15 protein-coding genes are annotated in these 14778 nt (G+C 41.4%); 5 read left to right on the top strand and 10 right to left on the bottom strand.

Translation table 11 applies throughout. The annotated features are described in order from the left end of the window. Positions 1 to 113: 113 nt before the first annotated feature. Positions 114 to 1094 (top strand): DUF4062 domain-containing protein, encoded by a 981-nt coding sequence (locus ACOQO1_RS05040; RefSeq protein ID WP_420601772.1) that lies wholly within the window; start codon positions 114 to 116, stop codon positions 1092 to 1094. 129 nt (positions 1095 to 1223) lie between these two features. On the opposite strand, the gene ACOQO1_RS05035 is transcribed toward ACOQO1_RS05040, so the two are convergent. Then, a complete protein-coding gene (locus ACOQO1_RS05035) occupies positions 1224 to 1844 on the bottom strand; it encodes a JAB domain-containing protein (protein ID WP_420601771.1) in 621 nt (206 codons plus the stop codon). Positions 1845 to 1978: 134 nt separating this feature from the next. On the opposite strand from ACOQO1_RS05035, the gene ACOQO1_RS05030 reads away from it, so the two are divergent. The 3 genes from ACOQO1_RS05030 to ACOQO1_RS05020 all read left to right on the top strand — a co-directional run bounded on the left by ACOQO1_RS05030 (position 1979) and on the right by ACOQO1_RS05020 (position 4743). Then, the gene (locus ACOQO1_RS05030; protein WP_420601770.1) at positions 1979 to 2380 is read left to right on the top strand and encodes a DoxX family protein; all 402 of its coding nucleotides are present in this window, start codon (positions 1979 to 1981) and stop codon (positions 2378 to 2380) included. Positions 2381 to 2444: 64 nt separating this feature from the next. Continuing rightward, positions 2445 to 3794 carry a pyridoxal phosphate-dependent decarboxylase family protein gene (locus tag ACOQO1_RS05025; protein ID WP_420601769.1) on the top strand — a complete coding sequence of 450 codons (1350 nt, stop codon included), beginning with the start codon at positions 2445 to 2447 and terminating at the stop codon, positions 3792 to 3794. Positions 3795 to 4002: 208 nt separating this feature from the next. After that, positions 4003 to 4743 carry a slipin family protein gene (locus tag ACOQO1_RS05020; RefSeq protein ID WP_420601768.1) on the top strand — a complete coding sequence of 247 codons (741 nt, stop codon included), beginning with the start codon at positions 4003 to 4005 and terminating at the stop codon, positions 4741 to 4743. A gap of 43 nt (positions 4744 to 4786) precedes the next feature. Here the strand turns inward: ACOQO1_RS05020 and ACOQO1_RS05015 are convergent, their stop codons facing one another. From ACOQO1_RS05015 to ACOQO1_RS04975, 9 genes are all read right to left on the bottom strand, one after another. Next, positions 4787 to 5845 (bottom strand): ArsO family NAD(P)H-dependent flavin-containing monooxygenase, encoded by a 1059-nt coding sequence (locus tag ACOQO1_RS05015; protein ID WP_420601767.1) that lies wholly within the window; start codon positions 5843 to 5845, stop codon positions 4787 to 4789. A gap of 132 nt (positions 5846 to 5977) precedes the next feature. Continuing rightward, complete coding sequence (locus ACOQO1_RS05010) at positions 5978 to 7006, bottom strand: MalY/PatB family protein (protein ID WP_420601766.1); 1029 nt, start codon at positions 7004 to 7006, stop codon at positions 5978 to 5980. Between the two features lie 4 nt (positions 7007 to 7010). Then, positions 7011 to 8063 carry a DUF4405 domain-containing protein gene (locus tag ACOQO1_RS05005; RefSeq protein ID WP_420601765.1) on the bottom strand — a complete coding sequence of 351 codons (1053 nt, stop codon included), beginning with the start codon at positions 8061 to 8063 and terminating at the stop codon, positions 7011 to 7013. Between the two features lie 85 nt (positions 8064 to 8148). After that, entirely contained in the window at positions 8149 to 8640 is a 492-nt protein-coding gene (locus ACOQO1_RS05000) for a hypothetical protein (protein WP_420601764.1), read from the bottom strand. A 105-nt stretch (positions 8641 to 8745) separates the two neighbouring features. After that, entirely contained in the window at positions 8746 to 9057 is a 312-nt protein-coding gene (locus ACOQO1_RS04995; RefSeq protein WP_420601763.1) for a rhodanese-like domain-containing protein, read from the bottom strand. 85 nt (positions 9058 to 9142) lie between these two features. Next, on the bottom strand, positions 9143 to 9691 hold the full coding sequence (locus ACOQO1_RS04990) for a sigma-70 family RNA polymerase sigma factor (protein ID WP_420601762.1): 549 nt from the start codon (positions 9689 to 9691) through the stop codon (positions 9143 to 9145). Then, a complete protein-coding gene (locus tag ACOQO1_RS04985) occupies positions 9663 to 10844 on the bottom strand; it encodes an MFS transporter (protein WP_420601761.1) in 1182 nt (393 codons plus the stop codon). Before ACOQO1_RS04985 ends, ACOQO1_RS04990 begins: the two co-directional genes overlap by 29 nt. Beyond that, positions 10832 to 10987 carry a hypothetical protein gene (locus tag ACOQO1_RS04980; protein ID WP_420601760.1) on the bottom strand — a complete coding sequence of 52 codons (156 nt, stop codon included), beginning with the start codon at positions 10985 to 10987 and terminating at the stop codon, positions 10832 to 10834. Before ACOQO1_RS04980 ends, ACOQO1_RS04985 begins: the two co-directional genes overlap by 13 nt. A gap of 69 nt (positions 10988 to 11056) precedes the next feature. Continuing rightward, positions 11057 to 12382: an NAD(P)-binding domain-containing protein gene (locus ACOQO1_RS04975; protein WP_420601759.1), complete on the bottom strand. Its 1326-nt coding sequence runs from the start codon at positions 12380 to 12382 to the stop codon at positions 11057 to 11059. Between the two features lie 223 nt (positions 12383 to 12605). Here ACOQO1_RS04975 and ACOQO1_RS04970 point away from each other — a divergent pair, with 223 nt between their 5' ends. Next, positions 12606 to 14708, top strand: coding sequence for an elongation factor G (locus ACOQO1_RS04970; RefSeq protein WP_420601758.1), 2103 nt, complete (start codon positions 12606 to 12608; stop codon positions 14706 to 14708). Positions 14709 to 14778 lie beyond the last annotated feature (70 nt).

Genomic DNA, 14778 nt, shown 5'->3' with positions numbered 1-14778 from the left:
ATTATTTTATTAAGTATATTGCTATAAATAAATCTTAATTCTTTGCGATAAGGTTCTATCAATATAGAATTCCGGGATGAATTATAATTACTAATACACTTAAAAGTTTACGCATGGCAAAGCCAAGAGTTTTTGTAAGCTCCACGTACTATGACATGAAACATATTAGGGCCTCAATTGAGAATTTTGTCCAATCGTTGGGATATGATTCTATTTTGTCCGAAAAAGGAAATATTGCATATAATCCTGATACACCATTAGATGAATCATGTTATCATGAGGTGAATAACTCTGATATTTTTGTAATTATAATTGGAGGAAGATATGGAAGTCCATCAAGTGATCAACCAAAGGACTTGCCTAAAACCTTCCATACCAGATATGAAAGTATTACAAAAAAAGAATACTTAACCGCTATTGAAAAAGAAATTCCCACATATATTTTAGTTGAAAAATCGGTTAATGCAGAATTTGAAACGTTCAGAAGAAATCGGAAGAACCCAGATGTTGAATATGCCCATGTAGATTCAATTAATGTATTCTATTTAATTGAGGAAATATTACAACAACCCAGAAACAATCCAGTATTTCATTTTGAGAATCATAATGAAATTGAAACATGGTTAAAAGAGCAATGGGCCGGGTTATTTAGAGACATGATACATTCTAGAAAAGATAAAAAACAAATAAGTTCATTATCTAATCAGGTAAAAACGCTTTCAAACTTAAACACAACATTGAAAAGATATCTAGAGGAAATTATTTCGAAGGTCTCGGGAGACAAAGCGGAAGAAGTAATTTTAGAAGAATCAAAAAGAATAGAGGAGTTCACCAAACAGCAGGAATTCGAAAAAATCAAAATGATACGTGATTTAATAAGGTTTTATGATTTCTCTCTTGAACAAGCCTATGACATATTTACAAACGCAAGGAATATAGAAGATCTATTAACAAAGATTTCAAAGCAATCCGATGGACGAATCGAGTACGAAAAGGTCTATAAAAGCTGGTCAGAAGATAAAGAGGAAATATTAAAAGAAGTTAATGTGATAAGGAGTTTATTAGGTGTCAAACCTCTTGTGTTTAAAAAATGATGGTATTTGTATCAATAACTAGAGCTGAATATTCTCACTAGTCCGAAATCATGTTCTTATACAGAAAATACAAAAAACAATGATCCACATCCTCCAAATCAAACTGTACCTTCTAAGCGAACCAAACCTCTACAACCTCCTCACCGCAGCATCCGTCAAGCCCGTATACTTTTTAATAGTTTCAGCATCAACACCGTCGGCCTTCATCTTTTTGGCAATCTCCAGTTTGTTTTGTTTAATGGCCCTTTTCTTTTCCGTATCGATCTTCCATTGTTCCAACTCCTTTTTTTCGGGCCCCATGATCTCAAACAGGCCAGACTTTCGTAGTTCGTCCATGATCCCCTTGTCGGCAAAGCTGGTATAACCGTCCTCGGTAATGATCAGGTGGTCCACAACCTCAATATTGATCAGCTTGCCCACCTTTAGCATACGGTCTGTAAACTCATGGTCCCCTGTCGAGGCATCCACGGAGCCACTGGGGTGGTTGTGCACCAAGATCACCTTTACGGCCAGTTTGTAAATGGCCATGCGGAACACATCGGGCGGGTCGGCATTTACCCGGTTTACCGCACCAAGGCCGATCAGCTCTATAAAAAGGATCTTGTTTTTGGTATTGAGCCCCACCACCCAAAAATGTTCTTGGTTGCGGCGGATCTTGTTTTCGCGCAGCAATATCTGCTGCATAACAAAGTAGACATCAACAGAATTTAAGACCTTAATTTTCTGTTCCTTGGTAAGACGGACGTTCATACTCCAAATATACAATTTGTGGGGAATGTAACGCGTGGGGGAAAAGAAGTAGGCGTGCCTTTACAAAGTTGGAGCGTAATAGACTGGTTATTTGTATTTTAGTAGGGAACCGCAACCTTCTAAAACACCAAAAAATGACAACAGACCACAAAATTTCCAAGGCCCGTTTATGGACTTCGTACGTTCTACAGGGGTTGATCGTCCTATTGTTTTTTATGGGGGCCGCTGGCAATATTTTCCAATCGGAAGACGCGGTCACCGAAGCTGTAAAATTGGGCTACGCAGAATCTTCGGTGCTCTGTTTGGGCATAGCACTGTTTGTGAGCACACTGTTGTATGCCATTCCCAGAACGGCCATTATTGGAGCAGTATTGCTCACCGCCTGGTTGGGCGGCGCAGTTGCCACCCACATGATAAATCAGGATCCCATGTTCAACATGTTGCTCCCCGTAATTTTTGGAATAGTGATCTGGCTGGCGCTTTGGCTCAGGATGCCCAGTTTGCAGCGGATGTTTCCGTTGGTTTCAAAAAACTAAGTGGCAACACACCTATGACACACCTTTGTCATGGGTATAGGATATTTTTGCAAAAAACTGGCAAATGACAACCAAACAGATATTGAACACCACATTAAAAGAAGCCCTTTCTTTTCTTGACAAGATAGATTCCATCCCTCCAAATATCCCTTTTACAGAGGATGTTGATCAAGGGTTGTCTGAAGAAGGGTTGGGTTTTGACCAAGCCCTGAAACTATTTAAAGATCAATATGAGCCCTATATTTCGGGTACAGCGGGGCCAAGATATTTTGGCTACGTTGTTGGTGGGGCCACACCTGCAGCAATAGCCGGGGATTGGCTCACAAGTGTGTATGATCAGGTTAGTCCGGCATCGCAGGTAGCCTCCGAACATGAAAAAAACACCATGGCATTGCTATTGGAACTGTTTAAACTCCCCAAAAGTTTTACAGGGACATTGGTAAGCGGAGCTACAGTATCCAACATGCTTAATTTGGCAGTGGCAAGACAATGGTACGGTCTGCAATTGGGTATTGATATTGCCAAAAATGGTATGTATGGCATCAAAAGAATAAATGTGCTAAGTGCAAATGCACATTCCAGCTCGTACAAAGGACTTTCAATTTTGGGAATAGGAAGAGATTCATTGATTAAAGTAAAAACCTTGCCCAACTCTGAATGTACAGATGTAAATGACCTGGGAGAAAAACTGGAATCCTTGAATGGGAAACCGGCCATTGTGTTGTCAAGCGCGGGCACGGTCAATACTACTGCTTTTGACGATTTTAAGGCCATAGAAAAGCTGAAGGAACATTATAATTTTTGGCATCATGTGGACGGTGCTTTTGGTGGGTTGGCCGCTTGTACCGATAATTATTCGCATTTGGTCAGTGGTTGGGAGTTGGCCGATTCCATTACCATAGATGCCCATAAATGGATGAATATTCCGTATGATTCCGCTTTTCAGTTCACCAAGAGAATTGATCTACAGCAGCAAGTTTTTCAAAATGGCAATGCGCCCTATGTTAAGGACTTAGGGGACTTCAGTTTAATCAATTTAACACCACAGGCCAGTAGAAGATGGCGGTCGTTGCCCATATGGTTCTCACTTTTGACCTACGGAAAAAACGGGCACAAAAAATTTATAGAACAGAATTGTGGACAGGCAAAAATGCTGGGTGATTTTATAGAAGAATCCAATGATTTTGAATTGCTGTCCAAGGTCAATTTAAATACAATTTGTTTTAAGGTCGCAGCCTCACAAAATATAAGCACAGAGCATTTTCTACTAAAACTCAATGCCAATAAAAAAGTGTTTCTGACACCAACAACCTATGGTGGTGGATATGCCATTAGGTGTGCAATTTGCAATTGGAGCACCACTGAGGCAGATATTGAACTATTAATTGAGGAAATGCGAAAAATTTTGGTGTAAAAAAGGGAAAGGCTCTTTTGATTTAACACTCTTCATAACCTGCCAAAGTTTCCGTTGGTTTCCAAAAGCTGGCTGGTCACAACTGAACTTTGTTCCTTTTTAAACTTGCAGTACTATTGATTTACAGTTATTTAACTAATATTCTCCCATTTTTTTCGTAACTTAATAAGGGATTTTCCAACAGTATTCACAATCTAAAAACAAAAAAATGAACCCACCATTGTTCTTCGGTATTTTCTTGGGTGTCATTCTCTTGGCGGGAATACGAATCGTTTTTGAGTATAAGCGGGCGCTTAAGTTCCGTTTCGGAAAATACGTTAAAACCCTTCAACCGGGTTTTCGATGGATCATTCCATTGGTAGAGACCATTCAAGTGGTGGATATTCGTGTTATTACCATTAATATTTCATCCCAGGAGGTCATGACGGAGGACAATGTGCCTTCGAGCATTGATGGGGTGGTGTTCTTTAAGATCAATAATCCTGAAAAAGCCGTTTTGGAGGTAGAGGAATATGATTTTGCGATTACCCAACTCTCTCAGGCAGCGCTTAGGGATGTATGTGGTAAAGTAGAGTTGGATACCATTTTGTCCAAAAGGGAGGAAATGGGTAAGAACATCAAAAGCATCGTGGAAACCGAGACCCATCATTGGGGCATTGAGATTATAGATGTGAAAATAAAGGATATCCAACTGCCCGAAAACATGAAACGAATGATGGCCAACCAAGCTGAGGCAGAACGTTCCAGAAGGGCCCGTATAATATTGGCAGAAGCGGAGGAACAGGCCGCAGCCAAACTTTTGGAGGCAGGTCTGCAAATAGATCAGTCTCCGTCGGCCATTAAACTGAGGCTCTATCAAACGCTTTCCAATATCGCCTCAGAAAAAAATTCCACTATTCTTTTCCCATTTCCTGAAGAGGTTTTACCAAAGAATCCCGGAAAAGATTGATTTTATTACTTTAAATGCATTTTCCTTCTAAGTGGGCGATGTACTATACGATCTGCAAGGTCTGGGCAATTTCCAACCCGGTTTGTCGCGCTGTTTTTCCAACCCCGTAGATGGTGGCCGAGGCATAGCCTGTCCAACTGCCATAGCCCACCAACCATAGGTTGGGTTCTTGAACGGAGCGTGTGTTTTTTGCAGCAATCCGGCCGTTTTGGGGAAGCTGCAAGGGATCCAAATGTTTAAGATTGGCCTTGAACCCCGTACACCAGATTACGGCGTCAAATTCTTCCTTGCTTCCGTCGGGCCAAGTAACACCATGTTCATAAAATGAAGAAAAGGGCTTTTTGGATTGGTACACATCCCTTTGCAGTGCTTCTTTCACACTCGCCACCTGTACAATGTTACTCAACGAGATTTTACCGTTTTCCTTTTTTGGCGTCGCCGTGGACTTCTTACCAAGAAACTTGTTCGTGGCCTCAACAAACAGGTATCTGCCATCAATTTCCTCAGGAAGAAAATAAGGGGTTTCCAAGGTTACCCAAACGGTCTCTGCAACCTTTGAGACTTCTGCCAAAATTTGGGCCCCGGAATTTCCTCCTCCAACAACAAGGACTTTCTTTCCGGAGAACTCATCGGGATTTACGTATTGGGACGAATGCAATTGTTGGCCCTTGAACAAATCTTGTCCGGGATAAACCGGCACATAAGGATTTCCATGCGTCCCTGTGGCACTGACCACGGTTTTGGAATGATAAATTGTATTTTCGGTTTCAATTTTGAACAAATCACCTTCTTTGATCACGCTTTTTACCGTCACAGGTCTGTGTATGGGAAAATCGTATCGTTTTTCGTAGGCCTCAAGGTATTGTATCAGTTCATCCTTTAGAGGATATTCATCCTCACTTTGTGGCATGGGCCAACCAGATAACGAACTGTATTGCACTGGAGAGAAAAGCCGTAGACTGTCCCAAGTATGTAACCATGAACCTCCGGAGCTTTTTTGGTTGTCCAGAATCAAAAAGTCGACCTTGTGCCTTCTAAGGAAGTAGGCCACGGAAAGGCCCGCCTGTCCACCGCCGATGATTATGGTATCATATACCTTCATCGAGGTTTGTTTTTAAACTTTTAAAGGCCTTTTGAATGCGGGACAGGGGAGAAGCTATGTTCATTCGCATAAACAGTTCACCGTCCCTTCCAAACCAGATTCCGGGCGTAAGGGCCAATCCCGCTTTTTGGGTCAAAAGACCGTCCAGTTCCTTTTGGGTGAGGCCAGTTTCCCTAAAATCGAGCCATATTTGATACGTTCCTTCCACCGGGACATTTTTACTGTCGGCAATTCTGCTGCTAAAAACTGGTCTATCCAATTTATAGTACTTTGCAGATATGCGATCAGGCCATCGAGCCACTCCGCACCATGCTTAAAAGCGGCAATGGTGGCAAAGGTGGTCACGGCATTGCCATGGTTTAAATGCATGGAGCCCACAACGGCCTTGATTTTTTTCCTCAGTGTTTCATTGGGAATATACAAATAGCCATTGGAAATGCTCTGCATGCCAAAGGTTTTTGCTGGAGAACCCAATAAAGCAATATGGTTTTCTGGATCAATGGAAACAATGCTCTGGAACTTATGACCTTCAAATATGATATCGGAATGTATCTCATCGCTGACCAAGGGGACACCATATTTTGTGGCAAGGTCAGAAATCTTTTTAAGTTCGTCCTTGGTCCATACACGCCCTACGGGATTATGTGGATTGCACAGCAAAATCATTTTTACAGCTCCTGATTGTAGCTTTTCCTCCATATCATCAACGTCCATTTTATAGGCGCCATCGACTATTTTTAGAGGGTTTGAAACGATTTTCCTTCCTGCGGATTTAATAAGCTGTGCGAATTGATGAAAAACAGGTGTTTGAATAAGAATTCCATCCCCAGCTTGGGTGAGTTCCCGAATCAGTACCGCTATTCCAGTAAGCACCCCTGTTACTTGGACAAAGTTCTTTTGGTCCAGAACCAAATCGTTTCGTTTTTTATTCCAGTCCACAATGGAGGCAAATACATTATGGGCATCAAATTCGTACGCATAGATTCCCCTGTCGGCAATACGCTTAATTTCTTGTGAAATGGGTTCTGCTATGGGAAATTCCATATCCGCGATCCAGAAAGGAGCAAGGTCAGTCGCCCCAAACATATTTTTGAGCATATGTGGATTGGTTCGAGCGAATTTATGTTGGTAATTCTCTGGTAATTTGTCAAAAATATCCATGTTGTTATTTGTTGGTGCTAGCAATTTGTTGCTGTTCTTTGTTTGGATTTACACCCACCACAATGCGCTCAACTATTTGTTTTGCCGTGGTCAAGGTTGATAAATCCGAATATATTTCCCCGGTTTGACCGGAGTGATGTCCATGTCCCACCAATTCCATCAGGTAGTATTTTTTGCCATCGTTCATATCGATTGGGGCCTCAAAAATTATGGAAGGCTGCCCTAACTGTCCTGTTCCATTGTGATAGACTTCGTCATCCGGAAAATCATATTCGGAATAGTATTCGTTGTCATCGAAAGCCACGTTGATTTCCATCTTTAAAACAAAGGAATCTGAACGTTTCACCGAAGTTAATAACTTAAAGTTATCAATCAAGGTTTCACCTGTAATAGCATCAGGAAGAGGGTTTTTGTTTGTTGGAACATACATTCCATCTGCATAGGTCACACCTCTCTTATGTGACCAAACCGGTAGGGCATTTACCCTTCTATAATCCCCGACAGCATCTTTTTTTTCATCAAAAGTCCTGAAGTTTTCCTTGCTACGGCCGCCAAAAAACAGACCTCTTGCGGTAGCCTTTGAAACAAAAATGGTTTCCAGATAGTTTCCTTCGGAATCTTCGGTCCAAACAGCCATTTGAGGATGCCAATAATGTTCCGACCGCAAAAGGTCAATGGTGATTCCAATATCTTTTTCTTGACCCATTTCCAACACCAAATATTCGGACAGATTGACTTCCTTGCCGGAGCTTGCCTTTAGTTTGGCCCCAAAATCCATCATGGACTTAAAAGGTTTTAGTTGATAGAAGGCTGCAAAAAACAAAAGACCCAAAACCAGAGTAATGGGCAGTAAAAGGTTAAACTTGCCGTACAGTTTTAAGGACCTAAAGTTGTTGTTAAGATGTGCTACAACCCCAATAACGAACAATCCTCCGAAAACGGTATGCAAGGTTGCCACGGTACGGGAGTACACCTGAAAATAGGACAATATGCCCGTAACCAATAAAACCAAAAAGCTCAAGGCAATGGATAGGCTTATTATTTTTCTTAAAGTCATTTTTAGGAAAGGTGGTGTTCATAGACATGAACCCCCAACAAAAGAATGTTGGAGATTCTATGTCCAAAACAAATTAAAAATAATACTATAGAAGCGCTCTTAGGCCTTTGATACGGTTGCTCAAGTATTGTATCTGCTTGGCCTTGCTATCAGGTAATTGAAACTCGGCGAGCCTTTTGTTCAATTTTTGGGCAATTTCTTTTTCTACAATCTTGACCTCTTTGATAATGATGTTCAGGCTTTCATCATCGGTTTGCCCAATGATACCGTGAATATCATAAGACCTTGAATCAAAAGTAGAAACAGCGGACTTTTCCATCCCAGCTTTAAGATCAATCAATTCCAATCTTAAATTGCTGATCACCTTTGCCTCACCAAACTTTGTTTTTGCACCCCTGCAAGCTGTAGGGGAACATCCTGAGGTTGATTCACCGGCCTCAGCCACTTTACTTTCACAGCTTTTGGCGGATTTTTCTCCATCTTTATCTCCTGTGGAGCAAGTGGATTGTGCAATAGCAAGGTTACCCATCAACAAAAGTATGGTGCCAAAGAGTACTTTTTTAAAACTTAAATTCATGTTCGGAATTTTTTAATTAATAATTTGTTCATCAGTTATAGACGAAGGGGTAAGGAAATGATGCACAAATGGCGATTTTTTTTTGAAGGGATTTATTGAATCATCTTAGGACACCAGATTAGCCACGTTTTGCCGGCTACCACCATTGATGCTGTCCAATCCATTTTCCTTTAAATAGTTCATGGCTTGACCGCTCCTCATACCACTTACGCAAACCGTGATGATTGGCAGATTCAGGTTTTTAAGTTCTTTCAATTGACCGGGAATTTTAGAGAATTCGATATGACGGGAGCCGGATACATGACCGGCCTCCCATTCTCTTTTGGAACGCACGTCAACGACAAGGGCTCCCTTTTGTAAATACTCTTGGATTTTTTCTCTTTGGTATCTGCTGCTATAGGATTTTGACGCTTTCATAGAGTCTGATTTTGTTTCCCAAATAGACGAATCAGATCATAAATGATGCAGATGGATAGGGAAGGAGGTAGGCAATGAGATCAGGTCATGAGCCGGAGCATCCACTGTCCTCATCACAGGTGGAGTTTTGGTGGTATTCCAATATACTCCCTTTTCCACCCTGTTTGATGCTACAGCACTTTGAGAACAGTTCTTTGAGTTTTTTGCGTCCTCTTTGGATTTTGGACCTCACCGTAACGTAGTTCATATCCAACTTTTCGGCAATCTCTTTTTGGGACATTTCCTCCAATTCTGAAAGTGTAAGGATAGAGCGGTATTCTTCGGGAAGCTCTTGGACAAAAACGGTGACACACTTGCTCAGCTCCTCCGCTGCGTTTTCCTCATTGTATTCCTCTGCAGGCACGGTATCTTCCAAATCGTTGGTGGCCAGCCTTTTTTTTCTATAATAATCGGTAATGGTATTCTTTGCAATGGTATAGACCCAGCTCTTCACATTATCGACCGCATCCGTTTTTGATTTGGACAGCTTGTAAAAAACATCCTGGGTGATATCCTCCGCATCCTCTTGACTGTTAACTCTCTTTTTTACATATAAAAACAGAGGTCTATACAGCTGTTCTATTTGTCCTTGCATTTTTGAAAATATGATTGATAAACAAAATTATAATAAATACTGAAAGCAATAAAAATAGCGGCTCAGAGCTCATCGTCTCTATTAAAAAGAGTCCCATGAACGCACCCAGGGCGGCTCCAAAATCCCACCAAGTACTTATGCTCGATATGGCTTGCAGGGTATTGCCCTTTGTTTGCTCCTGTTGCATTGCTACCATGGGTGAAAATGTTACAATAATTGGATTGAAAACAAAGGCGAGCAGGATTCCAAAGGTCACAAAACCCATTGCTATTAGAAATAATGCCATGGCACAAAGAACCACTGAAACATTAAAAAGAACCTTGGGAGAAATCTTAAGCGAAATATAAGCTCCAAGAAAGGATATGGAGAACACAAATAGGCGTTTGAGCAATAAATAAAAAGCTACCACGGCCAACAATCCTCCCGGTTCGGAATAGGAATTCCCCAGTAATTGGGCCAAAACTACCACTAGAATACCATCAATGGCAATGGAAAGTACAAAGACAAGTAGGTTCAATGTACTCGGGTAAAAGGTTTTGCTTGTACGGACCTTTTCCGTTTGCTTCTTTTCATTTTTTGGCAGAAAAATGGCCAGTCCAATACCCATTGAACTTACAAAGGCAACAGTTATAAGACCGTTGCCAACACCAAGTTGAGCAATAAGAACCGGGCCAAACCATAGAACAAAAAATGTCCCAAGTGTTTGAATGCTTTTTGAAAGCCCAAAGGCCAATCCCGATTTCTCTTTAGCGTTGGCGGCATAATTTAGTGTGGAAATCTTTAAACCCGAATAACTCAAGCCCCATAGGATGCGGGCAATAAGAAAACTGATTGCCCCAAGTTTCAGCCCATAAAAGAATGTGGTGATAGTTGCCAATATTGAGGTAATAATCAGTACTTTTCTCATGCCCAATCTAATAATGATAGTGGCAATCCAGGTATTGGACAGTATCCGCACAAATCTATTTATGGACAATAGCACCCCTATAAAAAATACGGAGAATCCCATATCCTTGCCATAAACTGGGAGTAGTGGGTACAATATTGCATCGCCAAGACCTGCAAATGCCATTACCCCACTACCAATTAAAGCCCCTCTAAAAGAGGAGCTTTTTGTTTTATTGATTAATGTGGTATTTTCTATCCGCAACATCCACCGCTGGCTACAGGTTTTTCTTCCTGTACTTGGTCGGTACCGCAACATGAGGTTGGAGCGGTAGTTTCCATTTTTGGAGCTGGACCACAGCATCCACCATCTTGAACTTCCACGATTTCTTTTACTTGTCTTGTTTTCATTACTTTATATTTATCTGTTATTGTATTTGATTTCTATTACTTAAGACGTATGACTTAAAAATTGATGCATTAATTGCAGCATGTGCTTCCTTCTACTTCTGCAGTTTCCTCTTCAGGTCCACAGCAGGCAACTCCCTCACCTAAATTGGAGCTACATACTCCCGTTTGTGGAAGATTCAATTCTACTCTTTCGGCAGCTTCCTTATCTCCATCCAAATAGGCAACAATGGAACGTACCTGTTCGTAACCGGTGGCCATTAAAAAGGTAGGTGCGCGGCCATAACTTTTGGAACCAATTATGTAGAAGTCCTTTTCAGGGTGACGCAATTCCTTTTCGCCATGGGGCCTAACCGTTCCACAACTATGGATATTTGGGTCGATAAGCTCTGCTAGATCAAAAACGGATTCAAGCGAAGAATCCAAATCAATTCTAACCTCCCTGATTATATCCAAATCTGGGCGTGACCCTGTGTTACTTATGATTTCGTCCACATTGGCAATAGTTTCCATGCTGCCATTTAGGTCTCCTTCAATTTGAATCCCTTTTTCATTCTTGGTCAATTTGAGTATTTGGAAAGGAGTGAACACATTCAACTTTCCGCTCTCTACCAATTTCTCGATACGGATTCCAAGGGCTCCACGGGCTTCCAAAGCGTCATCTTCTTTTCCCCCGTAGACTTTTTGCATGTTGTCCTTTCGCAATACCCAATTCAGTTGTGTTTTCGGGTATTCTTCTTGAACAGTTGCCAAATCCAACAGTGCATTAATAGCGGAATGTCCCCCTCCAACAACCGTCACATTTTTGTTTTTGTATCTTTCAAGAGCTTCGCCCTTTACATTGGGGATACCATAAAAAATATGGTTTTGTAATTCTTGTTCTCCTTCGGCAAAAACACCACCGGAACCAATGGGATTGGGTTGGTTCCATGTACCGGATGAGTCTATTACTGCCTTTGCTTCGTAATATTTAATTTCTCCATTTTCTTCTACTTTAATGGAAAAAGATTTTTCTTCACGACCCCAAGTTTTCATTTTATCGAACCCTTTTCTGCCAATAGAGAGTACTTTGGAATTTAAATGGATTCCGGGCGATATGAACGGATGCTCCGATAAAGGTTTAAAGTACTCTTCAACAAGTTCATTTCCAGTAGGTAGATGCTCTTTATCTGGAGAAATCCAATCCGTTTCAGATAGTAGTTCCTCTGCGGTACTGTCAATGTTGTATTTCCAAGGTGAAAACACCCTAACATGCCCCCAAGATTGGAAATTACGCCCAACGGAGCTACCTGCTTCAAAGAGAATAAACGGCATCTTTCTTTTGGTCAAATGGGCAGCGGCGGCCAAACCAATCGGACCTGCACCTATAATTGCTATGGGTAAATTGTGATGTTGCATTTTATCATTTTTATTTTCAGCTACTAAGACGGTCTGCTAATAAAATGATGCAGATTGCACGATGACCAGATATTTATTATCTTGATAATGAATCCAATAATCCCAAATTTCACATTAACTCCTGTTTAAGTCGGCAGCACTTTTATTTCAGATAAAGAGGTGCTAAATGTCATGTTTTAAAAACAAAGAAATTGGGATTTTTATATGCTAAACACTTATGGTTATGAAAGTATATGATGACAAACACATAAAGAACATTGTATTTGTGGGTGCCCACAACAGCGGTAAGACCACCTTGGCTGAAACCATGCTTTTTGAGGCAGGACTGCTCAACAGACGGGGTACGGTGGAAGGTAAAAATACAGTATCGGATTATCATGAAATAGAGCACCAAAGAGGTGCTTCTGTTTTTGCTACCCCATTGCACACCGAATGGCGGAATTACAAGATCAACATCATTGATACTCCGGGCCTAGATGATTTTATTGGTGAAATGCTTTCTTCCATTAGGGTGGCGGATACCATAGTTGCAGTAATAAACGCCCGGCATGGGGTGGAAATAGGTACACAGATTATCTGGAACCACATAGATCATTATAACAAACCCACATTGTTTGTCGTCAACCAAATAGATCATAAGAATGCCAATTTTGAGGATAGCTTTAAGGAGATCAAGGAGTTGGTGGGGAACAATGCGGTTAAAATCCAATACCCTCTGGTGATTGATGGGGCCCAGTGCATACTTGATGTGTTGAAAATGAAACTCTATAAATTTCCACCACAAGGTGGAAAGCCCGAAAAATCACCCATACCAGAAGATCAAAAAGTACTTGCAGACCAATTGCACAATGAACTGGTAGAAAAGGCAGCGGAGAACGATGAGGATTTGATGGAGCTGTTTTTTGAGAAGGGAACACTGAGCGAGGACGAAATGCGCCAGGGTATTAAAGCGGGTATGCTTAATCATGAGCTTTTCCCTGTTTTCTGTGTATCGGCACTTCAAGATATGGGTAGTGGCAGGTTAATGGGCTTTATTGATAATGTGGCTCCTGCTGCTGCAGATTTAAAACCAGAACAAAGTGTGGAGGACAAAACTGTTTTGCGTACCACAGAAGCTCCAACGGCCTTGTTCGTTTTTAAAACGGTGCATATGCCCAACCTGGGACAGCTAACGTTCTTTAAAGTGAAATCAGGTGTAGTCACTGCCAATGACAAATTGGTAAATTCTCGGACCGGAGAGACCGAAATCCTACACCAGCTCTTTATTATGGATGGAAAAAAACGGGAACCGGTTTCAAAACTTATGGTAGGGGATATAGGTGCTACGTTAAAATTAAAATATACCGAAACCAATGATACACTCTATCAACAAGGGCATCAGGTGACCATAAGACCTATAACCTATCCTGAGCCCAGGACCAGTAAATCTGTGGTGGCGTTAAAGCAAGCTGATGAAGAAAAACTGAGTGATGCCCTAAAGAAAATCCATAGTCAGGACCCAACGGTGGTGGTAACCTATTCCAAAGAACTGAAGCAACAGATTTTGGGCTGTCAGGGTGAACTGCACTTGGCCACCATTGGTTGGATACTTGAAAATGGTTATGGGGTAAAAGCAGAATTTGAACAACCAAAGATTGCGTACAGGGAAACCATAAAACGTTCTTCAACGGCCAATTATCGTCATAAAAAACAATCGGGTGGGGCGGGGCAATTTGCCCAAGTGCACCTAAAAATAGAGCCCTGGTATGAGGGAATGCCCGAACCCGAGGGGTTCAATATTAGGGGTAAAGAAGAAGTGGCGCTTCCCTGGGGCGGTAAATTGGTTTTCTACAACTGTATAGTGGGAGGGGTAATTGACCTTCGCTATTTGCCCTCCATTAAAAAGGGAATTTTAGAGGTAATGGAATCGGGTCCACTCACAGGTTCATATATTCGGGATGTGCGGGTGATGGTCTACGATGGAAGGATGCATTCCGTAGATTCGAATGATATTGCCTTTAAAATTGCAGGGGCGCATGCCTTTAAGGCGGCGTTTCTAAATGCTAAACCTAAACTGTTGGAACCCATTCGAGAATTAACGGTAAAAGTACCCGAAGAAATGGTAGGCAGTGTAATGACCGACCTACAGTCCCGAAGGTCTGTTATCCTTGGCATAGACAATGCGGACCGCTATCAGATTTTAAAATGTAATACCCCAGAGGTTGAACTTTATGGTTATTCTACAAACCTGAGGTCGTTGACTCAGGGCAAGGCCACTTTTAATTCGGTATTCTCTTCTTTTGAAGCGGTTCCGGATAATATTCAACAGAATTTGGTGAGGGCTTAGAATAATCGACATATAAAAATTACCTTCTGAACCTTCCATTAACCTTTAATGGAAGGTTTTTTTAATTACT

Source organism: Flagellimonas sp. (assembly GCF_965222555.1).
Classification (GTDB): domain Bacteria; phylum Bacteroidota; class Bacteroidia; order Flavobacteriales; family Flavobacteriaceae; genus Flagellimonas.
The sequence above is the reverse complement of the archived record's forward strand: the minus strand, read 5'-3'. Positions and strand labels throughout refer to the sequence as shown.

Bases quoted from the DNA above. Each gene is read 5' to 3' on its own strand.
- ACOQO1_RS05025 (WP_420601769.1), top strand. From the start codon at position 2,445: ATGACAACCAAACAGATATTGAACACCACATTAAAAGAAGCCCTTTCT.
- ACOQO1_RS04970 (WP_420601758.1), top strand. From the start codon at position 12,606: ATGAAAGTATATGATGACAAACACATAAAGAACATTGTATTTGTGGGT.
- ACOQO1_RS04985 (WP_420601761.1), bottom strand. From the start codon at position 10,844: ATGTTGCGGATAGAAAATACCACATTAATCAATAAAACAAAAAGCTCC.
- ACOQO1_RS05040 (WP_420601772.1), top strand. From the start codon at position 114: ATGGCAAAGCCAAGAGTTTTTGTAAGCTCCACGTACTATGACATGAAA.
- ACOQO1_RS04990 (WP_420601762.1), bottom strand. From the start codon at position 9,691: ATGCAAGGACAAATAGAACAGCTGTATAGACCTCTGTTTTTATATGTA.
- ACOQO1_RS05010 (WP_420601766.1), bottom strand. From the start codon at position 7,006: ATGGATATTTTTGACAAATTACCAGAGAATTACCAACATAAATTCGCT.
- ACOQO1_RS04975 (WP_420601759.1), bottom strand. From the start codon at position 12,382: ATGCAACATCACAATTTACCCATAGCAATTATAGGTGCAGGTCCGATT.
- ACOQO1_RS05030 (WP_420601770.1), top strand. From the start codon at position 1,979: ATGACAACAGACCACAAAATTTCCAAGGCCCGTTTATGGACTTCGTAC.
- ACOQO1_RS05020 (WP_420601768.1), top strand. From the start codon at position 4,003: ATGAACCCACCATTGTTCTTCGGTATTTTCTTGGGTGTCATTCTCTTG.
- ACOQO1_RS04995 (WP_420601763.1), bottom strand. From the start codon at position 9,057: ATGAAAGCGTCAAAATCCTATAGCAGCAGATACCAAAGAGAAAAAATC.
- ACOQO1_RS04980 (WP_420601760.1), bottom strand. From the start codon at position 10,987: ATGAAAACAAGACAAGTAAAAGAAATCGTGGAAGTTCAAGATGGTGGA.
- ACOQO1_RS05015 (WP_420601767.1), bottom strand. From the start codon at position 5,845: ATGAAGGTATATGATACCATAATCATCGGCGGTGGACAGGCGGGCCTT.
- ACOQO1_RS05035 (WP_420601771.1), bottom strand. From the start codon at position 1,844: ATGAACGTCCGTCTTACCAAGGAACAGAAAATTAAGGTCTTAAATTCT.
- ACOQO1_RS05005 (WP_420601765.1), bottom strand. From the start codon at position 8,063: ATGACTTTAAGAAAAATAATAAGCCTATCCATTGCCTTGAGCTTTTTG.
- ACOQO1_RS05000 (WP_420601764.1), bottom strand. From the start codon at position 8,640: ATGAATTTAAGTTTTAAAAAAGTACTCTTTGGCACCATACTTTTGTTG.